Annotated in this window: 20 protein-coding genes; 17 read left to right on the top strand and 3 right to left on the bottom strand. The window is 49.6% G+C overall.

What is annotated here, in order from left to right:
• Positions 1-292: 292 nt before the first annotated feature.
• The 9 genes from tsf (at position 293) to HRI97_RS05750 (ending at position 8,563) form a co-directional block, all read left to right on the top strand.
• Positions 293-1,126 carry a translation elongation factor Ts gene (tsf, locus tag HRI97_RS05790; RefSeq protein ID WP_253727202.1) on the top strand — a complete coding sequence of 278 codons (834 nt, stop codon included), beginning with the start codon at positions 293-295 and terminating at the stop codon, positions 1,124-1,126.
• 98 nt (positions 1,127-1,224) lie between these two features.
• Positions 1,225-1,767, top strand: coding sequence for a ribosome recycling factor (gene frr / locus HRI97_RS05785; protein ID WP_253727201.1), 543 nt, complete (start codon positions 1,225-1,227; stop codon positions 1,765-1,767).
• Positions 1,764-2,474 carry a polyprenyl diphosphate synthase gene (uppS, locus tag HRI97_RS05780; protein ID WP_301338910.1) on the top strand — a complete coding sequence of 237 codons (711 nt, stop codon included), beginning with the start codon at positions 1,764-1,766 and terminating at the stop codon, positions 2,472-2,474. Before frr ends, uppS begins: the two co-directional genes overlap by 4 nt.
• Before the next feature lie 61 nt (positions 2,475-2,535).
• Entirely contained in the window at positions 2,536-3,390 is an 855-nt protein-coding gene (locus tag HRI97_RS05775) for a phosphatidate cytidylyltransferase (protein ID WP_253727200.1), read from the top strand.
• Positions 3,387-4,469 (top strand): 1-deoxy-D-xylulose-5-phosphate reductoisomerase, encoded by a 1,083-nt coding sequence (locus HRI97_RS05770; RefSeq protein WP_253727199.1) that lies wholly within the window; start codon positions 3,387-3,389, stop codon positions 4,467-4,469. The genes HRI97_RS05775 and HRI97_RS05770 overlap by 4 nt, the downstream gene beginning before the upstream one ends.
• Positions 4,466-5,590: a M50 family metallopeptidase gene (locus HRI97_RS05765; protein ID WP_253727198.1), complete on the top strand. Its 1,125-nt coding sequence runs from the start codon at positions 4,466-4,468 to the stop codon at positions 5,588-5,590. Before HRI97_RS05770 ends, HRI97_RS05765 begins: the two co-directional genes overlap by 4 nt.
• 10 nt (positions 5,591-5,600) lie before the next feature.
• Entirely contained in the window at positions 5,601-7,580 is a 1,980-nt protein-coding gene (locus HRI97_RS05760) for a WD40 repeat domain-containing protein (RefSeq protein ID WP_253727197.1), read from the top strand.
• Positions 7,581-7,751: 171 nt separating this feature from the next.
• Positions 7,752-8,207 (top strand): hypothetical protein, encoded by a 456-nt coding sequence (locus tag HRI97_RS05755; RefSeq protein WP_253727196.1) that lies wholly within the window; start codon positions 7,752-7,754, stop codon positions 8,205-8,207.
• 41 nt (positions 8,208-8,248) lie between these two features.
• On the top strand, positions 8,249-8,563 hold the full coding sequence (locus tag HRI97_RS05750; RefSeq protein ID WP_253727195.1) for a nucleotidyltransferase domain-containing protein: 315 nt from the start codon (positions 8,249-8,251) through the stop codon (positions 8,561-8,563).
• 205 nt (positions 8,564-8,768) lie between these two features.
• On the opposite strand, the gene glgA is transcribed toward HRI97_RS05750, so the two are convergent.
• A complete protein-coding gene (gene glgA, locus HRI97_RS05745; RefSeq protein WP_253727194.1) occupies positions 8,769-10,253 on the bottom strand; it encodes a glycogen synthase GlgA in 1,485 nt (494 codons plus the stop codon).
• A gap of 42 nt (positions 10,254-10,295) precedes the next feature.
• Positions 10,296-11,489, bottom strand: coding sequence for a pyridoxal phosphate-dependent aminotransferase (locus HRI97_RS05740; protein ID WP_253727193.1), 1,194 nt, complete (start codon positions 11,487-11,489; stop codon positions 10,296-10,298).
• Between the two features lie 159 nt (positions 11,490-11,648).
• Between HRI97_RS05740 and HRI97_RS05735 the strand changes: the two genes are divergently transcribed.
• From HRI97_RS05735 to HRI97_RS05700, 8 genes are all read left to right on the top strand, one after another.
• Positions 11,649-12,572: a hypothetical protein gene (locus tag HRI97_RS05735; RefSeq protein ID WP_253727192.1), complete on the top strand. Its 924-nt coding sequence runs from the start codon at positions 11,649-11,651 to the stop codon at positions 12,570-12,572.
• A gap of 83 nt (positions 12,573-12,655) precedes the next feature.
• On the top strand, positions 12,656-13,387 hold the full coding sequence (locus HRI97_RS05730) for a DUF6675 family protein (RefSeq protein WP_180486284.1): 732 nt from the start codon (positions 12,656-12,658) through the stop codon (positions 13,385-13,387).
• Between the two features lie 16 nt (positions 13,388-13,403).
• Entirely contained in the window at positions 13,404-14,354 is a 951-nt protein-coding gene (gene rfbD, locus HRI97_RS05725) for a dTDP-4-dehydrorhamnose reductase (protein WP_253727191.1), read from the top strand.
• 75 nt (positions 14,355-14,429) lie between these two features.
• Positions 14,430-15,710, top strand: coding sequence for an extracellular solute-binding protein (locus HRI97_RS05720; RefSeq protein WP_253727190.1), 1,281 nt, complete (start codon positions 14,430-14,432; stop codon positions 15,708-15,710).
• A gap of 203 nt (positions 15,711-15,913) precedes the next feature.
• Entirely contained in the window at positions 15,914-17,203 is a 1,290-nt protein-coding gene (locus HRI97_RS05715) for an extracellular solute-binding protein (RefSeq protein WP_253727189.1), read from the top strand.
• A 91-nt stretch (positions 17,204-17,294) separates the two neighbouring features.
• The gene (locus tag HRI97_RS05710) at positions 17,295-18,125 is read left to right on the top strand and encodes a PHP domain-containing protein (protein ID WP_253727188.1); all 831 of its coding nucleotides are present in this window, start codon (positions 17,295-17,297) and stop codon (positions 18,123-18,125) included.
• 78 nt (positions 18,126-18,203) lie between these two features.
• Positions 18,204-19,130 (top strand): carbohydrate ABC transporter permease, encoded by a 927-nt coding sequence (locus HRI97_RS05705; protein WP_180486291.1) that lies wholly within the window; start codon positions 18,204-18,206, stop codon positions 19,128-19,130.
• Positions 19,131-19,154: 24 nt separating this feature from the next.
• Positions 19,155-20,036, top strand: a complete 882-nt coding sequence (locus HRI97_RS05700) for a carbohydrate ABC transporter permease (RefSeq protein ID WP_253727187.1) — start codon at positions 19,155-19,157, stop codon at positions 20,034-20,036.
• A gap of 58 nt (positions 20,037-20,094) precedes the next feature.
• Here HRI97_RS05700 and HRI97_RS05695 read toward each other — a convergent pair whose 3' ends face one another.
• Positions 20,095-21,522, bottom strand: a complete 1,428-nt coding sequence (locus tag HRI97_RS05695) for an LTA synthase family protein (protein ID WP_253727186.1) — start codon at positions 21,520-21,522, stop codon at positions 20,095-20,097.
• Between the last annotated feature and the right edge of the window lie 152 nt (positions 21,523-21,674).

Genomic DNA, 21,674 nt, shown 5'->3' with positions numbered 1-21,674 from the left:
AGTTTTGAAAGTAAGATAGCTAAAAGTTGTGCTTATAGCAAGAACCCGTCCGCTTAGCCGCGGTCGAGCTTTTAGAGCAAGCTTTCGCAAGCCTAACGCTCGAAACGGCACGCAGCCGGAACCTTGCCTTTCGCACAATTTTATTTGCGTTTGAAACTCGCCGTTCAGTTGGTAAGCGAAAAACGGATGGAAAATTTCGAGTTTTATTAAACTCGAAATTAAACCAACTAACGAAAGGCGATGTCCGAAAGCGTACATTTTCGGACGTCCCGGACAATTTTGGAGTTACACAATGAATATAAAAGCATCGGATATTAAAACGCTGCGTGAAACGACGGGCGCCGGCATGATGGACTGCAAGCGCGCGCTTGAAGACACGAACGGCGATATCGACAAAGCGGCAAAACTTTTAAAAGAAAAGGGACTCGCCGCCGTCGCAAAAAGAGCCGACCGCGCGACCGCGGAAGGCCGCATCTACATTCAGAGAAAGGGAAATAAGATCGCGGTCGTCGAACTCGTGTGCGAAACGGACTTCGTTTCCAAAAACGACGAATTCACAGCTCTCGGACAAAAGCTCGTCGATTTGACGCTTGAAAAAGGCTACACGAAAGTGGAACCGGAGCATTCCGATATGCTCACCGTTTTTGCGACGAAGGTCCGCGAAAACATGTCCGTGCGGCACGTATCGCTTATCGATGTGCCGGAAAACGCGGTTGCGGGCACTTACGTGCACAGCGATTTCAAAACGGGCGCCGTCTGTATCGTCAAGGGTTCGACGGATCCGAAAGTACAGGAATTCGCAAACGACTGCTGTCTGCACATGGCGGCTTTTACGCCCGCATATATCACGCAAAAAGACGTTCCCCAGTCCTATATGGACGAGCAGATGGAAATATTTTCAAAGCAGCTCGACCAGGATGAAAAGATGGCGTCAAAACCGCAAAACGTCAAAGACGGCATCTTAAAGGGTAAACTGAAAAAGCATCTCGAAGAAGTGTGCTTTGTCGATCAGATGTTCGTCAAAGACGACAAAGTGAGCGTCGCGGCAAAACTTGCCGAAGTGTCGAAAGAAGTCGGCACCCCGCTCGAATTCGGAGAAGTGCATCTCTACGTTCTCGGAAGATAGAGGTACGATGCAAAGCGTTCGTGAGCTTTCGCGTGCGCTTTGCCGTGCGTTTGTTTTAACGAACCTTTCTAAAACCATATTTTCTACCGGAGGCAGCAATGGCAGACAGTGAAGAGAAAATGCAAAAAGCGATACATTCGCTTACCGATACTTTCGCCGCGATCAGAACGGGAAGGGCGAGTGCGGCTCTTTTCGATAAAGTGCGCGTCGACTGCTACGGGCAAAAATCGCCGCTCAACCAAGTGGCTACGATCGCGATTCCCGAAGCGAGGGCGGTCGTCATTCAGCCCTTCGACAAAGGGCTCATCGGTGACATCGAAAAAGCGATTTTGGCCGCCGACCTCGGCTTAAATCCGTCGAACGACGGCAAAGTGATCCGCATCGCGATTCCGCCGCTCACGGCCGACAGGCGCAAAGAGCTCGTCAAACAGGCGAAAGCCGACGCGGAAAATTACCGTACGCAGATCCGCAATATCCGCCGCGACGGAAACGACGCGCTCAAAAAACAGCAAAAATCGGGTGAGCTCACCGAAGACGGTTTGAAAGCCGAAACGGACAAATTGCAAAAGCTCACCGACAAATATATCGCGGAGATACAAAAGCTCTACGATGCAAAAGAAAAGGAAATACTCGAAGGTTGACTTCTCTCGATACGACTCGCCTGCCCCACCACGTTGCGATCATCATGGACGGCAACGGCAGGTGGGCTGAAAGGCGGCATAAAAACCGCAGCGCAGGGCATTATGCGGGCGCCGAACAGGCGAAAAAAATCGTCGGAGCCGCTTCATCTCTCGGCATCGAATACGTTACGCTCTATATTTTTTCGACGGAAAACTGGAAGCGCACCGCCGAAGAGACGGGCTATCTCATGAGTCTTATCAAAAATCACTTGAGAGCGGAGTTCGCGTTTTATAAAAAAAATAAAATACGGCTTTTGCACTTGGGCGATATAGCGGGTCTTCCGGAAGATATCCGCGCAGAGATACGGAGCGCGACGGCGGAAACGGCGCACTTTACCGGAACGACGCTCGTCATGGCGATCAATTACGGGGGCAGAGACGAAATCGTGCGCGGCATCAAAAAACTTGCCGCCTGTCAAACGCCGGCGGACGAAATCGACGAAGATGCTCTCTCTTCTTCGTTCGACATACCGGATCTGCCCGACGTCGACTTATTGATCAGAACGGGCGGCGAAAAACGGCTCAGCAATTTTCTTTTGTGGCACGCCTCCTATGCGGAGCTCGTGTTTACGGATACGCTGTGGCCGGACTACGGCGAAGACGAATTTTACGGTCATATCGAGCAGTTTCAAAAGAGGACGAGACGATTCGGCGCAGTGCTCGCCTGAAGTTGACGCGCTTGAAGCTTTCTGCAAAGCACGAGCAAAAGTTTTTATGGAGGACGGTACGATGCCAAAACTCGTACAACGGCTTTTGATTTTTTTTATCGGCATACCGCTCATAATCGGTCTTGTCTTTCTTCCGTTTTTTCATCGGTTGCCCTTTCATATCGCCGTGTGCGCGTTTTCGTGTATCGGCAGCTTGGAACTCTACGATATGTTTTCAAAAAACAGTCCCCTTTTACCGAAGCCCCTCGTTGCGATTTTAAACCTTTTGATTCCCGTTTCGACGTACGTCTGCATATGCTTTTCGCTCCCCTTCGGCATCGTAACGGGCATATTCGTTGCGGGAGCGTGCATCCTCATGACCTACAACGCGCTTACGGCAACATCCTTCGAACATTCCAATACCGCAGTTTCTCTTTCCGTATCGATTTTATTGTATACGGGTTACCTCATCACGTTTATTTCGAGGATGACGGTCTATGAGCACGGAAGTTTTTATATCGCCGCATTTTTGTGGATGACTTTTATCTGCGATTCTGTCGCCTGGCTTTTCGGTATGCTGCTCGGAAAAAACAACCGAGGCGTCATCGCCGCAAGCCCGAACAAAAGCATTGCGGGTTTTGCAGGCGGCTATGTCGGCTGCATCCTCGCCTCGCTCATCGCGCAGGCGGCTCTGCCGCATATATTTCCGGGTTCTCTTTGGAAATCGGTTTTATTCGGCGTCCTCGTCGCAAGCGCCGCAATCGTCGGAGACCTCGCCGAATCGGTATTTAAGCGGAGCTCAAATGTAAAAGATTCGGGCGGCATTATGCCCGGCCGCGGCGGCGTTTTGGATTCCATCGATTCGCTTTTGTTTGCGGCTCCCGTGTTTTATCTTTCGCTCCGCCTGCTCTACGGAGTTCCGATCTTTTTACGATGAAAAAGGTTTTCGTTTTGGGCTGTACCGGCTCCATCGGTACGAATACGCTCGACATCATTAAAAATATGCCCGCCCTCTTTTGCGCGTGCGCCCTCGCCTCTCATACGAGCCGCGAAAAAACCGAAAAGCTCGCTTCGTCTTTCGGCTGCGATTTTACGCTTACGGCAGACGATCCGCACGGCATCGAGCGGCTCATAAGGCAAACGCGCCCCGACATCGCGGTAAACGGAATAGCCGGAAGCGCGGGTCTCCTTCCGTCGAAGGCGGTGCTCGAAGCGGGAGTCGATCTGGCGCTTGCAAATAAAGAGACCGTCGTCATGGCGTGGCATCTCATACAAGCTCTCGCACAAAAGTCGGGCGCTCGCATCATCCCCGTCGATTCGGAGCATTCTGCGATTTTCAGCCTCATCGAAAAAATCGGCAAAGAAAATATCGCCCAAATCCTCATAACCGCAAGCGGCGGTCCTTTCCGCACATACGCAAAAGAAGCTCTTGCTCGCGTTTCGGTTGAAGACGCCCTCGCCCATCCGACGTGGAAAATGGGCAAAAAAATTACGATCGATTCGGCGACGCTTGCAAACAAGGGACTCGAAGTGATCGAAGCGTGCCGCCTCTTCGACGTATCGCCCGAAATCGTAAAAGTCGTCGTGCACCCCGAAAGCATCGTACATTCGCTCGTGCGCACAAAGGACGGCATGCTCTACGCCCAGCTTTCCGATCCCGACATGAAACACCCGATTCTTTCGGCGCTTACGTGGCCCGAAACGGCGGAAAATTATCTTCAAACTTTTGACCTCTTCGATAAAACGCTTTCGTTTTTCCGTCCGCGCACCGAAGACTTTCCGCTCCTTGCATACGCGTACGAAGCGGCAAAACGAGGGGCATCCTATACGATCGCATACAATGCAGCCGACGAAGTCGCAGCTCTCGCATTCCTCGACGGAAAGCTTTCGTTTACCGATATCGCCCGCGTCGTTCGAAGCGTGCTCGACGAAGATTGGACAATGTTACCCGAAAGCTTCGAAGACGTTTTTAAAGCGGATGCAAAAGCGAGATCTCTTGCAAAAACTCTGATATGAAATGGATTTACGGCATCGTCTGCCTCGGTTTTTTGGTTTTTTTTCACGAACTCGGACACTTTCTCGCAGCGAAATTATTCGGCGTAAAAGTCGAATCCTTTTCGCTCGGCTTCGGTCCCGCTCTATTGCATAAAACGATCGGCGGTACCGACTACCGTTTATCGCTTTTACCACTCGGCGGATACTGCGGCATGAAAGGAGAGCGCGATTTTCGAACAGCGCTCGACTCCTCTTCTCCGCACATCGAAGCTGAGCGCGATTCGCTCTACGGTATCAACCCGCTCGGACGCGCTCTCATCGGATTCGCAGGTCCCTTTTTCAACGCGCTCTTTGCCTTTGCCGCCTTTTCCGTGATCGCGATGACGGGCTATACGTATTATTCGTATACGGCAAAGATAAAGCTTGCGGACGAAGCCTATCCCGAAGTACATTCGCCTGCGAGGGAAGCGGGATTGAAAACCGGCGACACTATCGTATCGATCGGAGGAAAACCCGTCGAAGATTTTTCCGATATCATCATGGAAGTCGCATCGAACCCCGACAGGGATTTGCATATCGTCGTATTGCGTAACGGCGAAAAGCTCGCCTGTACCGTGCACAGCGATTTCGATAAATCGACCGGGAGCGGAAAGATCGGCGTCACGCCTTTTTCGAACGAGCCGATAATGCGCGAAGCGAAACGGTATCCGTTTTTTAAAGCGCTCGGCGAAGGTGCAAAACGGACGGGCGAAACGCTTTCGCTTACCGTAAAAAGCATAGCGCTTTTGTTCAAAGGAGCCGACGTGCAAAATGCGATTTCAGGTCCCGTCGGTGTTGCGGGTATGCTCGGAAACACCGTCGAAGACGGATTCGGCGCGGGGTTCAGACAGGGCATTACGGCGATTTTGGAACTCATGGCTTTTATCAGCATTTCGCTTTTTATTATGAATCTGCTTCCGATACCGGTGCTCGACGGCGCTTTGATTTTTTTCGCGTTCGTCGAATTCGTTTGCCGCCGTCCGATCAATCCGAAAATACAATATTACGCGCAGTACGCGGGGCTTGCGATCATCGCAGCTCTTTTCGTGCTCGGCATAACAAGCGATATACGGCGCTTCACTGCGGCGCTGCAATCGCACTAGGGTAATTGCTATGAAAAAATTATTAAAAGATTCGATTTTGAATTTAATAAAACTCGAAATTTTCCGTCCGCTTCGTATATCAACACCGCTGAATAATTTCAAAACACTTCATACGATATTTTTTGCCGCAGCCCTTTTAAGTGCGCTGCCGCTCGCATCCGAGTCTCACGTTTCGAATCAAAAGCACGAAGGAGAAATCAGGGCGGTTTCGGCTTCCCGCGACGGAAGCGCATTTTTTACGGCGGGAGACGACGGATTTTTAATAAAATGGACGGACGACGGTCAGGGCGAACATTATCAAATTTCGGATATGAGCGTAAAACTCTGCGCCCTCTCTCCCGACGGCAAAACGATCGCCGCATACGAAACGGACGGAGGACTCGTAAACCGCGTGAGCCTGTGGGATTTCGATACGCTGCAGCGGAAATACGCACGGCGCTTTGCAGATGCGGTGACGTCTTTGTCGTTTTCGGCGAAGGGCACCTATGTCATCGTCGGAACGGCTTCCGTAGAAGGGGCGATTTTTTTACGCGCTTCCGACGGACGCGTCGCCGACGTTTTAAAAGATTCGACGGGAATCATTTCGTATGCTGTAACAAGCGCATCGGAAAAAACGCTGTGCACGTATTCGCCTGTAGGCTTTATTTCGTATTACAATATGACCGACGGAAAACTCAAACGGCGATTGAGCTGCGAATCGAACCTTTCCGATATCGCATCCTTCGACGGCGATATGTTTTTTGCAGGTACCAAAAACGATACGGTGTACGTCGTGTCGGCGCTTTCGGGCAAGACGGCCGCTTCCGTCGCCGCACGTTCTCCCGTGCTCCTGACGAGTGCCGACGATAAAAACGTGTACTATATCGCAAGTACCGCATCCCGAACCTACTCGCTTTCGATGCTTGAAAGCCGCGGCGACAAAACGTTTTCATCTCCCCTTATTTTGAAAAACTTTAAATCTCTTCCGAACGGAGAAGCGATCCGAGCGGGTGCGAAAGCGGGAGACGAAATCGCCCTCGCCTCTTCAGGCGGTAACGTATTTCGAACGACACCCGCACCCGACACGGCGCTCCTCTCGCTTTCCCCGCTCACCGACGATATCTACGAAACAATTTCCGATGCGGCGAGTGCGGACGACGGTTTTTATTTTTTGACGAGCGGCGCGCTCTATGCGTCATCCTACGATACCGGCACCGTAGATAAACGTGCATCGAATGACGCACACACGAATATGAGCGTCTGCGAAGGGGGCGTCATCCTGTGGTCGCGCGGCACGAAGCGGCCGGTCGAATATTTCGACTTTACGGAAAATAAAACGACTCGGCTTTTTACGCCCGAAAGCGCCGTTCAATCCGTGCGCGCCTTCGGAAATGTGATTTTGGAAATGGAAAGCAATGCCGTCCTCCGCGCCTATTACAGGGACACGGGTGAAATCGAAGAGCTCTATGTAGGGGCGGGACTGCAGGATGCGCTCATTTCAGGCGGCACGCTCTACATCGCAAAGTCGTCCGCAACGAATCCTCCGTCCGCCCTTCTCAGCATCGATATGCGCACAAAGGAAATCGTACCGTTGAAAATTGAATCCGACATCGTCTACGCGCTTTCGGCTTCAGACGACGAATTGTACGGTATCGCCGTGCAGTCGGGAGGAGATGAAAAAACGACGAACCTTTTTTCGTATACGCCGTCCGCTTCGAAAACGACGATGCTTTTAAAACTCAACGACGAAGATACGGGCGCTTTTACCTACTTTTACGACGGACAGGTTTTGACGAATATCGGCAGCGAAAAAGTGTATTCGTACGATCTTTTGCGGAAAAAAAGCATCGCCTACGATCGCTCCGCATCGCTTCCGGTAAAAGCCGTACAAAACGGAGAACGCATCGCAGTGCTGAATCGAGACGGAAGCATTTCGTGGTACAATACGGGAAAGGCGGAAGTGCTCGCCGATTGGTATTTGGCTAAAGACGGCACCTGGTACGAGTTTTAAGAAAATCCGGCCGTTCCGCATTCAAATCGATTTTATATGTTCCGGTATATTTTCCCGTTCGACATTCCCGTTCGACTTACTTGACAGTTGTTGTATTCCCCGTAGTATTGCAGTGCATGCGCTTGCCGCGGAAGGGTAATCGCATTACAAAACTTTTACAGGGGGATACGTATGTGTACTGAATGCTATGCCGACGAAGACAGGATAACGCCGCTTTTGAATCCGGAAGAATGTTTGAAAAACCACACGCAATACATCTGCGGAACCTGCGGACGGTGTATCTGCATCGACCGCACAAAAAACGGATTGCAGCGCTGGAACTTTCCGTTTAAATCTGCGGCGATCGCAAAATTGTATGTACGGACGGCCGATTACACTATGAAAAAAAGCTGCGGCATATATGAAATCAAAAGCGCTTCGGGAAGAATTTTCTATAAGATATTTTCGGATGAAGCGGAATTGAAAACCTATTTGCACAACAACAAAGATAAAACGTGCAGCGGAAAAAAACCTCTTTTTTCTCAAAGCCGCTACCGCGAATTCCCGAACACGCAAGTGCGGCGCTTGAGCGAAGATGAAGCGTTACACTATATGGACGAACGCAAAATGCGGCGAAGCCGGCGCTGATACCGTTGCCGCCGCTTGCGTTTTCGTGGTATCATAAAGCGATGATTACGGAAGAGATTAAACGGATAACGGAAAAAATCAAAGAAGCCCTCGATCCCGAACGAATCTATCTTTTCGGTTCGTATGCGCGCAACGAAGAAACCGAAAAGAGCGATTATGATTTTTATGTCGTTGTCGATGAGGAAAAAGGAAATCCCGTTTCGCTTTCTCAAAAAGCGTATCGCGCTATCCGCGATTACAGAACGACCCCATGTGATGTAATCGTCAATGACAGCTTTAATTTTAATAAACGACGCGGAATGCACACATTGGAAAAAACAGTTTCGACGGAAGGAATATTGATGTATGAAAAATAATCTTGCCCGAGCCGTAGCAGAATGGCTTCGAGTTGTCGAAATGGACAGGACAACCGCTTATCACCTGACTATCCTGATATCGATGAAGAGCTTACAAAAAAGGCGCTCGCCGGGATGTCGTAGTCGATTGGTGCAAAGAACAAATCGAAGCTTAAAACACGCGCTGCTGCGGCATTTTCGAAAATCGATATTTTCTGCAATGCCGCTACCGCGAATTTCCGATTCCCGCGCCGCGCGCAAGGGCTTCTTTATAGACGGCGACGTATTGCTTCGCCGATTTTTTCCAGCTGAAATCTTTTTTCATGCCGCGCTTTCGCATTTCGGTAATGTGCTCTTTTTTGTTGTAATACGCGTAGACCGCCCAACCGCAAGTGTCGAATACGGCGGAAGGCGTCAAGTTGTCGAACATAAAGCCCGTACCCTCCCCCGTCTTTTCGTCGTACTGTTCGACCGTGTCGGCGAGCCCTCCCGTACGGCGCACGATCGGAAGCGTGCCGTACAAAAGCGAATACATTTGATTCAATCCGCACGGCTCGTATTTTGACGGCATCAAAAATAAATCGCTGCCCGCTTCGATAAGATGACTCAAACTTTCATCGTAGCCGATATATGCGCGCATATTCGGAAGCTTCGACTGAAGCGAGAGTATTTCGTTTTCACACCACTTTTCTCCGCTTCCGAGGATCGCAACCTGCACGTCGATTTCGCTGCACAGGCGGTACATACAGCCGTAAGCCGGCGCAAAAAGTTCGGCAATGCCTTTTTGATCGGCAAGGCGCGTTACGATACCGATGACGGGAACGGCGTCGTCTTCAGGGAGCTTCATGCGTTTTTGCAGCTCGCGTTTGCATACCGCTTTTTTTTCAAGCGACGTTTCGTCGTAGTGTACGGGGATGAGCGTATCCGTTTTCGGATTCCACACATCTTCATCGATTCCGTTTAGGATGCCGCGAACGACGTCGCCCCTTACGCGCAAAAGCCCGTCCATACCGAAGCCGCCTTCGGCAGTTTGGATTTCTTTCGCATAAGTCGGGGATACCGTCGTAATCATGTCGGCACACGATATGCCGCCCTGCAAAAGATTGATGCCGCCGTTGTGTTCGAGTCCCGCGCCGTAATACAATCCCCAATGAATGCCGAGAGAAGGAAACCAATCTTTTGCGTATTGCCCCTGATAGCCTAAATTGTGAATCGTCAAAACGCTCGCCGTCTTTGCGAAGAAGCCGTTTCGGATAACGTGCTTTAAAATGATCGGAGCGAGGGACGCCGACCAATCGTGCGCGTGGACGATATCGGGGCACCATCCGAGCTTTCGGCACAGCTGGAAAGCGCCGTGGCATAAAAGCGAAAAGCGGTACGGATTGTCGTGAAAATCGGTTTCCGCCTGTGTGCCGTACACACCGTCGCGCCCGAACGCGCCTTCGTGGTCGAGAAAATAGACGGCGACTTTTGACGAAGGCAAGGTACTTTCATAGACGCCGACCCACGATTCCGAAGTTCCCGCAGCGACGGCGAGCGGACCGGGAATCGCCTGCAATTTTTTCCGGTCGATTCTATAATAGCGCGGCATGACGATCTTTACATCGTGTCCGAGCGTTGAAAGAGACAGCGCCAAAGCGGACACCATATCGGCAAGTCCGCCCGTCTTTGCAAAGGGCACCGCTTCGGCCGTCACCATAAGGATTTTCATATCGCCTCCCGTAAAAAACTGATATCGTGTACGCCGCCGCACTCAAGCTTGGTCGTGCACCGCTTTATAAAAGGCATCGCGCGAATCGATAATCGTCCGCTCGCTCACGCAGTACGCGATCCGAAACCAACCCTCCCCGCCGAAACCGCTTCCCGGCGCGCACAGGATATTGTATTTTTTCAAATGATTCGTAAACGCGAGATCGTCTCCCTGCCACGCGTCGGGCACTTTCACAAAAAGATAAAACGCGCCCTCGGGGTTCGCATACTCCAGTCCCGCGTAATCCATGATCTCTTTTAAAAGCGCGCATCGTTTTTCATACGGCGAATAATCGCAAGGAGCGTTCCACGAAGAAGCGACAACTTTTTGAAAAAACGCGGGTGCATTGACGTAGCCCAAAATGCGCGTCGAAAAAATCGCTGCGGCGATAAAGGCATCGGCTTCCGGACACGCGGGATTCACAGCGAGATATCCGATACGCTCTCCCGGCAAACTCAAATTTTTTGCAAAAGATGTAACGATGACGGCGTTTTCGTACAGCGGAAATACGGGCGGAACTTTTTTGCCGCCGTAGGTGATCGCGCGGTACGGTTCGTCGCAGATGAGGTAAGGCATGCGTCCGCATTTTTTTCCGTGTTCGCGAAGGGCGGCAGAAAGAGACGCGATAGCTTCCGCCGAATAGATATGCCCCGTCGGATTGTTCGGTGAATTGATTAAAACCGCGACGGTTTTTTCGGAAAGCGCATTTACGATCGCATTACAGTCGAGCGAAAAATCGGATTTCGTTTTTACGCGTACGATAGTGCCCGCATGATTTCGAATATAGTGATCGTATTCGGCAAAATACGGAGAGGGAACGATGACTTCGTCGCCCGCATTTAAAAGCGATTTTAAGACGACGTTGAGTGCACCCGCAGCTCCGCACGACATAACGATGCAAGCTGCCGGAACGGACACTCCCTGTTCGGCTTCCGTCTTTTTCGCCATCGCTTCGCGCGCAAAAAGATAACCCGCGTTCGGCATATAGCCGTGCGCGCCGTGAGAGTTATCCGAAGCGATTCTCTCTATCGCTCGGACGACGCTGTCCGGCGGATCCAAATCGGGATTTCCGAGACTGAAATCGTAGACGTTTTCGGCTCCGTATTTTTTTTTGAGCAGCGCTCCTTCTTCGAACATTTTGCGGATGACACCCGCTTTGGGACTTTCAACCGAATCCCGTATATATGCCGCTATCATACCTACAGTATAGCACACGTATAAGATTTTGCGTAACTCCTTTTCCGAGTTTGTGTTCAAGGGGAAAAAGTAACCGACTTTTGCGACGGTACCGTCTTTCCTCTATAACCGTCTGTCCGTACCTTGTGCCGAATTTCCGTTTTCGATAGAATAACCCTCATGGCAAAAAGTTCTGCCGAAAAAAAAGAGCCTGCCATGCGGCCGATCGATTCTTACGGCGCCTTTCTTCCGTATTTGATTATTCCCTTCCGGCTGAAAAGCGCAAAAGTGCTTTTCCGTTTTTTGCGTACCGTCGTGCGCGATTTTTTTTGGCTGCAGTTTTCGGTAAAGTGGCGCTTCAAAACAATTCCCGTTTTGGACGTATCACACCCGTTGGACGAACTGATTCCCTTTACGCCCGACAAAGTGAGAATCTATTTGAACTTTACAAACTTTTGGATCCGGCCGATGACTCTTTTATTTCGCAGACTCGGCGTAAAAAAGGCACTGCCGTACTGCATCGAATATCTTTCGCTTATCGAAACGGCGTATGCAAATGCCGCAAAAGTGTACCGCTTTTGTATGACGACGACAAAGCGTCCCGATTATAAAACGGACGCGGCATTCAAAATGATTCACGCTTTCGATCCGCATCTCCTCTGTGTTCCGAGCCTGCACGTTGCGATCGTTATTCTCTCGTCCGTATATTACGCGGACGTTTTTAAAAACGATGATTTTACCGAAGAGGAACGAAAAACGTATACGGCCGAACTGCGTGAAGGTGCGCGGCGCATTATCGAAAGCGTGCTGTATGTAAAGCAGCACAGCGTAAACTGCATTCCCGCGGCGATGTATATGATGCTGTATGTGCTTAAAAATCGATTTACGATAAGCACGGGCATCGATATTATCAACAGTCTGTTTGCGGACGACGAAACGCTTTCCGATTCCGATAAAAAGAAAATAAGCGCCCACATTCACTTTATGTTCGAACGCCTGCTTTTGGAAGGTGCAAACGAAAACGATTGGACAGTTCCGGTTAAGCGCTGGCTTAAAAGTTACGCGCGCTCGAAAAATATCGTTTTGCCGCTCGACCGCCGATAGCCGCATAGAATTTTGTGCAGTTCGTTTTTCGAGTAACTGTCTTGCGGCCCGACTGTTTACTCAGTATAATGCAAACTATTCATATGAAAAAGACAGTATCGATTTCATTTTTTTGCGCCGTACTCTGCACGTTTTCCGCTTTCGCGCTTCCGTTCAACAACAAGCTTTCGAAAGCGGAACTTGCCGACCTCGAAAGCGGCAAAGTCGTCGTGCGCAACATCAGCCGCGCATCCAATATGTGTCTCGAAGCGTCGAGCGAAAGCGCACAAAAAATCATACGCGACATAAACGATCTCAATCCGTCCTATCTTGCCGAAGTGATCCAAGTCAGACCCTATACCGGAAACGAAGATCTGCCCGCACGGCTCGAAGATGCGCTCATGAACATATCCGATTACGTCGGTATCCCGTACTATTCGGAACACAATAAAACGTATTACGATCTGTATTCATCCGCCGTGATCAAAGACGACTTTATCGGGGAAGACGGCCTTACCCGCAAAGTAAAAGCCGATTTGACGATGGAGCCTTTCGGTCTCATCGAAACATCCATATCGATAAGCGCAAACGGAGAGTGCGTATACTACGTTTCGACAAACGACAATACGCTTATTCGACAGGATATGAAGATTAAATGCGTCAAACCGAACAATATGAAATCCGCAATTTTGCTCTTTCGCGACGGCGACAATTGGATTTTATACGGTGCGGGCGGCGTCAAAGCGATGAAGATTGTTTTTTTCGAAAAGCGTATCGAAACGTCGTTTATAAACCGTATAAAAACGTTCTGCAATTTTATCTTCAAAAAACTCTAATAAAAGGTCATTCGATATGCTGTGGCTCATCGGCTGTACGGGAATGCTCGGACGCGAATTCGCATATCGGCTTTCGGAAAAAAAGATTCCGTTCGTCGGTACGGGAAGCGAAGTCGATATAGCCGATGCCGAAAAAATCGAAACATTTATCAATAAAACCGAAAGCGCGTCTTTTTATGCGTCGCGCGATGTAAAAAAAGACAATAAAATCGATTGGATTATCAACTGCGCGGCTTACACGGCGGTCGACAAAGCCGAAGATGAAGCGGAAAAAGCATACCGTACGAACTGTACGGGTGCCCTCAACGCCGCGCGCACGGCGAGAGCCCGCAGTGCAAAGCTCGTCCACATTTCGACCGATTACGTATTCGACGGAAACGTCTGCACTCCGTATACGGAAGACGTACCGAAATCTCCGATAAACACATACGGAAAAACGAAAGCCGAAAGCGAAGACCTCATCGCTCAGGCAATGACGCAGTATTACATCATCCGAACTTCGTGGCTCTACGGTTTCGGCTGTCCCAATTTCGTATATACGATGACGCGCGCGATGAACGAGAGAGAATCGGTCAACGTCGTAAACGATCAAAGGGGCTCTCCGACCTTTTGCGGAGATCTCGTATCCGCCGTCATAAAATTAATAAAAAAAGAAGCGGGCGCGACGAGCCTCTTCGGGAAAAAAAGCGCAGCTCCCTACGGCATCTATCATTTTTCGAATTCGGGGGAAGCGACGCGCTTCGATTTCGCCGAAGCGATCTACGACTTCGGAAAAAAATACGGCAGAATTACAAGAGATTGCAGCGTACGGCCGTGTTCGTCCGGCGAATACGCAACGAAAGCCGTGCGCCCGGCTTATTCCGTCCTCGACTGCACAAAAATCGAAACGGCGCTCGGCATCAAAATACCTTCATGGCGGCTGAGTCTTGAGCACTTTATAAAAAGCGAAAGATTCGAAAGCTTTTAATTTTTTATTGCACGTTTTGCGCTCTTGTAGTATACTTATACGGATATAGATTTTCCAAAAAACGGAGGAAAAAACATGAAGAAAATGATGATGCTGTGCGCACTTGCCGCCGCAGCGATCATGGCGACGTCGTGTACCAAAAAGCCCGAAGCCGTCACCATTGAGTTTTGGACGCACGAGGACGCAAACCGCCAAAAACTTGAAGACCGCTACATTCAGGAATTTACGGCCGCTCACCCGAACGTCACGGTCAACGTAACGCGGCAGGGTGCCGCAAAACTCATCGAGCTCGTTCAAACGGCTTTTGCCGCCGGAAGCGGTCCGACGATGTTCAACCTTTCCATAAACGACGAATATCCTTATATCACGGCCGGCCGCGTCGCTGCGATGAACTACAAAGCCGCAGGCTATAAAGACGCTTCGGACGTCATCAACGCGTATGCGCCGAAAATGCTTGATCCCGTTACGGTAGACGGTAAAGTATACGGTCTTCCGCTCGAGCTTACGAACTGGTGCATCTTTATCAACAAAAAAGTGTTCCGCTCCGCAGGTCTCGATCCCGAAACCGATTATCCGAAAACGTGGGAAGACATGGTAAAAATTTCCAAAAAGATCGTCACCCGAAACGGAGATATCATCACGCGGCGCGGCTACGACTTCCGCTACAAATATTATCTCGAAAACAACGTTCCGATGGTGGAACAGCTCGGCGGACAGCTCATCAGCGATGACGGAAAAGAAGCGATCGTCGGAAAGGATGCGTGGGTCGCCTTTCTCACGTATATGCAGCAGTGGGGCCCGAACGGCTTGAATCTCGGCTCTCCGACCTATAAAGCCGCCCGCTCGGTATTCAACGCCGACAACAACGATCTGGCGATGTGCTCGACCGGTTTGTATCAGGAAGCGCGCATACGGCACGACAATCCGACATTCTATGACTCGGGTGAATGGATGGTCGTTCCCTATCCGAAATTCGAAAATGCCGTCAAAGACGTTGCGGCATGCTATTACGGTCATTACTACATGGTAAACGCCGATGCGACCAAAGCCCAGCAGGAAGCGGCGTGGCAGCTTATCGCCTATATGCTCAGCCACGGCGAAGAATACCTTTCCGAGGTCAACATCATCCAGCCGACGACGGCGCTTTTAAACAGCGACACGTTTAAAAATATGCCCTACTCAAACGTATTTGCGGACGATCTCGAACGCGGACACATCGTGTACTACGGTGCGAATTCAACCGCAATTCAGAGCGCAATCGGAACAGCGGTGGAAAGCGTCATGCTCCAAAACGTAGCGCCCGAAGAAGCGTACGACAAGCTTAAAAAGACCGTTCAGGAATTGATCGAACAGTAAATTCTTTTAAAATTGCACGGCGAGTAAATCTTCGGATTTAGGAGCCGTGCAATTGGTGCGCCAGAGCGCACACGTATACGGTCGTTTCGGAATATCAAAAAAACTGCCTAAAAACTTCGGTTTTTGGGCAGCCTATTTTTTATCCGAGTAAAGATCGATTTCTCCGATATTAAAAAATTACTATTTTATTTGAGGATGTATACATGAAAAAAATTATCCGGCTCTGCATCGTTTTTGCAGCCGCTTTTATTTTATTTCCGTCATGTGTAAAAAAACAGGAAAACGTCGTTATCGAATTTTGGACGCATGAAGATGCCAACCGTCAAAAACTCGAAGACAGATACATAAGCGAATTTACGGAAACCCATCCGAATGTTACGGTAAACGTAACGCGGCAAAGCTCTTCGAAACTTATCGAACTGCTTCAGACGGCTTTCGCCGCCAGTAAAGGTCCGACGATGTTCAATACGATCATCAACGAAGAATATCCGTACATCGCCGCAGGCCGCGTAGCGCCCGTCAATTACAAAGCCGCAGGCTACAAAAATGCCGATGCCGTCACAGCCGCCTATGCGGACCATATGCTTGATCCCGTTACGGTAAACGGGCAAGTCTACGGACTTCCCCTCGAGCTTACGAATTGGTGCGTGTATCTCAACAAAAAGATTTTTCGCGAAGCGGGCTTCGATCCCGAAAAAGACGCTCCCAAAACATGGGAAGACGTCATGAGCATTTCTCAAAAGCTTGCTCTGCGCGACGGCGATATCTTGAAAAGAAGAGGATTCGATTTCCGCTACGGTTATTATCTTGAAACGCTCGTTCCGCTCGCCGAACAGCTGGGCGGACAGCTCATCAGCGATGACGGTAAAGAAGCGATCGTCGGAAAGGATGCGTGGATTGCCGTCCTGTCGTATTTAAAACAATGGGGGCCGAAAGGTTTGAATCTCGGCTCTCCGACATATAAAAACGCCCATTCGCTTTTTAATGCCGACAACAACGATGTGACGATGTGTTTATCGGGATTGTATCAGGAAGCGCGCATACGAAATCAAAATCCGAACTTTTACGACAGCGGTGACTGGATGATCATTCCGTATCCGAAATTCCAAAACGCCGTCAAAGACGTTGCGGCATGTTACTACGGCCATTACTATATGGTAAACGCCGATGCGACGAAAGCCGAGCAGGAAGCTTCGTGGCAGCTCATCTCCTATATGCTCAGCCACGGCGAAGAGTACCTGTCCGAAGTGAATATCGTTCAGCCGACACTTGCGCTTTTGAACAGCAAAACATTTAAAGATATGCCGTACTCCGAAGTGTTTGCAAACGATTTGAATCGTGCGCACATCGTGTACTACGGTGCGGCATCCGCATCGATACAAAGCGCTCTCAAAACGGCGCTGCAAAACGTCATGCTCGGAGATGCTTCGCCGGAAACCGTATACGAGCAGCTTAAAAAAACGGTTCAGGATTTAATCGACGAACAAAAATAACCGTATTTTTTTTGAAAGGTTCAATATCATGTAAATCGGACGGTAAACCGTTTGCCGTCCGATTTTGTTATCGAAGAATTCGGAGCGGAACGTGGAAGTTTTTACGCAGGACGAAGTGAATCTTCATACACATTGCAAATACTGCAGACATGCCGTCGGTGAAGTGCAAGATTATGTCGATGAAGCGGAAAAAGACGGCATCAAAGTGCTCGGCATGAGCGATCACTGCCCCGTGCCTGACGACAGATGGCACAGCGCGAGAATGTTTTATTCCGAACTCGACGCTTACCAAAAAGACTGCGAAGCTGCCGCCGAACGTGCTCCGCGCGGCATGCACTTTTTTCGCGGATTTGAAACCGACTATCATAAAGATTACGTTTCATATTATCGCGACGAATTGCTCGGTGAACGCGGCTTCGACTACCTTTTGCTCGCCGTCCACAATTATTATGCGCCGGACGGAAGCGATATCACGATTCCCGAATGCCTGATAAACGACAGAGGCGCGTTACACGCATATACGAAAACGCTCATCGAAGGCATGCAGTCGGGATTGTTTTTATATGCGGTACACCCCGACCTCTTTGCCGCATCCTACCTCGAATGGGATGACGAAGCGAGAGCCTGTTCGCGCGATATCCTCGCCTGCGCCTCATCCGTACATATGCCGATAGAGATAAACGGACAAGGCATTCGCGCGAAAAAAGTCGTATCGTCGAGCGGCGAGCGCTATCGCTATCCGCTTCAGGAATTTTGGAATCTCGCTTCGGAATACGACGTACCCGTCGTCACCGCAGCCGACTGCCACAAGCCGGAAGATATGATCACGTCGAGGAAAGCGTGTAAAGAGATCGCTGAAAAAGCGAATCTCACGTTTGCCCGATATGCGATTGACGAAAACGGGAACATCATCATACAATAATGTACTGTACCGGAGAGACGTCGTTTTCTTTTACGGATATCGAAACGTTCTAAAAAAGTTTTTATGGAGGAATTAAAAATGGCTAAAACCGCTAAACATTACAGCATTGAAAAGCAGCAGGCGCGCTGGGGATTTATTTTTACCCTGCCGAGCCTCGTTTTCTTTGCCGTGTTCAGTTTTTATCCGATCATCAATGCATTTTTTACGAGCTTGACGAACAAGCAGGCAATTTCCAGGACATCGAAATTTGTCGGTTTACACAATTACGTATATCTCTTTACACGCGACAACGGCGGCTTTTCGCTTTTAAACTCCATGCGCGCGACGATCATGTTTACGTTCGGTACCTTTGTTCCGATGGTCATCCTCGCTCTCATCCTTGCGGTTTTGCTCATGCAGCTGCGTCGCCCGTCTCAAAAAGGCTTTTTCCAAATTTCGTTTTATATGCCCGCAGTTCTCTCGTCCGTCGTCGCGGCTGCAATTTGGATGATCCTTTTCGATCCGCGCGGACTGTTCAATCAGCTGTCGAATACGATTTTATTTACGTCAGGAAAAGATTACCATTGGCTCACCGACAATACGATGCTGCAGATTTCAACGATGATCGTATACTTTTGGAAATACATCGGTTATTTCGTCATCCTCTTTATCACAGGCCTCGCTTCGATTCCGCCTTCGATTTACGAAGCTGCGACGGTAGACGGCTCGAACAAGTGGCACGCTTTTTTTCATATAACGCTTCCGCTTTTAAAACCGACAATCGTGCTCGTGTCCATCATGGCGATGCTCCAGTGTTTGAAAACGTTCAGTACGCAGTATATGTTCGCACAGGGAGGCGCGGCGCGTCATCCGATCGACGTCATCACGATGAATATATACTTTACCGGCATCAGAAACGGTCAGCTCGGCAGGGCGAGCGCCATGTCGATCATATTGTTTTTGATAATGCTGCTGTTCACGTATCTGCAGTTTACGCTGTCGAAAACAGACGACGTGGAATATTAATAAAAGAATTTTATTGGAGTCGGTATGAATACAAATAAATATGTCGGAAGAATCGGTATCGGAGAGATCGTCGCGTGGATAGCGCTCTTTATCGTATTCTTTTTTACGATAACACCCATCGTTTTTATGTTCGTCGCGTCGTTTATGGATGCGCGTCAAATTCTCGCAATGCCGTTCCGCTGGATTCCTTCCCGCGCGTATTTCACGACCGAAGACAGAACGTTTTTAACGAATTTTGTTAAAGCGATTTTCGGAAACAATCAAAACCCGATATATATGCGCAACATTTTAAACTCGCTCATCGTTGCCGTAACCTGCGCTGCGACGACGGTTTTACTCGCTTCTCTTTGCGGTTACGGACTTGCGAAGTTCAAGTTCAAATCGCGAAATCTCATCTTTATGTCGATCATGGCGACGATGATGATTCCGTTCGAAGCGATTATGATTCCGCTGTACATGGTCGCAACGAGCATGCACATGATAAACACGTACCGCGGCCTCATCATCCCCTTTCTCGTATCGGCTTTCGGCGTCTTTCAAATGCGTCAATACCTTTTGACGTTCCCGACCGAATACCTCGATGCGGCTCGCGTCGACGGCTATAACGAATTCAATATCTACAGCCGCATCGTTTTGCCGAACTGCGGGCCGGTCATAGCCACGCTCGGTATCCTTTCGTTCAGAAATCAGTGGGATAATCTTTTGTGGCCGCTCCTCGTCGCACAGAGCGAAAAGATGAAAACGATTCCGCTGTACATTACGAAATTCAGTGAAGAAAAACAAACCGATGAGGGCGCTATGATGGCGTGCGCGCTGCTCGCGTCGATTCCGATGTTCATACTTTTCGGAGCTCTGTCGAAATACTTTATCGGAGGAGCCGAAGTTTACGAATCGAGAAAAGGCTGAAAATGCATTCGGGGCTGTCTCAAAAGTCGCTTACTTTTTCGAGACAGCCTCTTAAAAATCAACGGCCCTTTTTCAGCGCTTCGTACTGTTCCGTTCTCTTCATAAGTTCGGCGTTTATTTTTTCAGCGCCGAACTCTTCCACGAGCGTTTTCTCTCCCGAATAGAGCGAGCGGCCGAATCCGAGAGCACGGCCTTCGATCGTACAGCCGATGCTTTCGAGCATCGTCGGAAACATATCGTAGGGCGCAAAGTGCCTGTTCTTTTGTACGGATTGCGAAGGAGCCAAAGCCGAATTGACGATAAGGTCGAGCCATCGGCGCTCGGTATTCGCAGTTCGGACGGGACTTTCGGCGGCAATAAAATTGTTGTGCGGAGCGGTAAGAAAATTGTGATCGCCCATAATGACGACGGTCGTATTGTCCCACCACGGCTCATCTTTCATCCAGTCGATGAGAGAACTCACCTGCTTGTCGGCGCAGCGGATGACGTTCATAACTTGGCGCTTATCGATGTCGGGACACAGCGGACACTTGTAGCCGTCGGGGAAATGCGTGTCGACGGTGAGCATACCGAAAAAAAACGGTTCATCACCCTTTCCCAATTCTTCAAGCTCGCGGCGTACGAGCGGATAGAGCTTTTGATCCTCGAATCCCCAAAACACTTGATAGTTCATCGGAATCAAACCCTGCCTCTTATACCAATGGATGTCGTGTATTTCGACACCGTGATTTTCGAGAAATATATCGCGGTTTTCAAATTGCTTGTCGCTCCCGAACGCAAATCGGCAGCGGTAGCCGTTTTCGCGTAAAATATCGGTGAGCGCGACGGCGCCTTGAAGACAGCTGAGTTTTCCGTCTTCGGTTTTTGCAAAGGGAGCAAAATACGGTAAGCCGCTGAACTTCGAAATGAGGCCTGCGGCCGTCCACGAAGTTCCGGCAAGGTTTTCCCCGCCGCCGAGTTTTTCGTTTTGACTGAAATTGACGTTCGCTTTCGCCAAAGACGTGATGCCCGGTATGAGATTTTCGCGAAAGAGGCCGCCCTCTTCGATCGATGCAAAGGACGACTCGACCGACTCCATAAAGATGACGACTAAGTTCCGTTTTTTTTCAGGGAACGCGATGCGGGTCGCTGCGGGATCGACATAGTGTTTATCGTAAAAATCGGAATGCGTCGGAGTTTTCCGCACTTCGTATAAAATCGCGGGATATTTCCATGCGCGAAGCACGACGAGCGTTATGACAACGGCAAAAACCGTATACGAAATGCCGAAGACAAAACACTTGTCCGCATCCGCCAAAACCGAACGGAATTTTTTCCCCGTCGCTTTTTTATACGATTTTGCAAGGGCGAAGTTGCCGAGCAAAACGAGCGCATATATAATTCCCGCCGGTACGATGATGTTTTTAAAAAACGATAAAAACGTTCCCGAATCGGCTCCTTTCGTATTTGCGCCGAGGACAAAAAATACCGCATAAGCGTTATCCATCGGATACTGGATCCGCGACCAGCGGAGCGCAAATAATGTCAGTATTGCAAAAATACATAAAAGATGGGCGATAATCAGTTTAGCAGTTATTCTACGCATGTATTACAATCCGTTGTGCTACTGTAGCAAAAATACGTAATCTGCACAATACG

The sequence above is a fragment of the Treponema socranskii subsp. buccale genome, from assembly GCF_024181585.1.
Taxonomy (GTDB): domain Bacteria; phylum Spirochaetota; class Spirochaetia; order Treponematales; family Treponemataceae; genus Treponema_D; species Treponema_D buccale.
The sequence above is the reverse complement of the archived record's forward strand: the minus strand, read 5'-3'. Positions and strand labels throughout refer to the sequence as shown.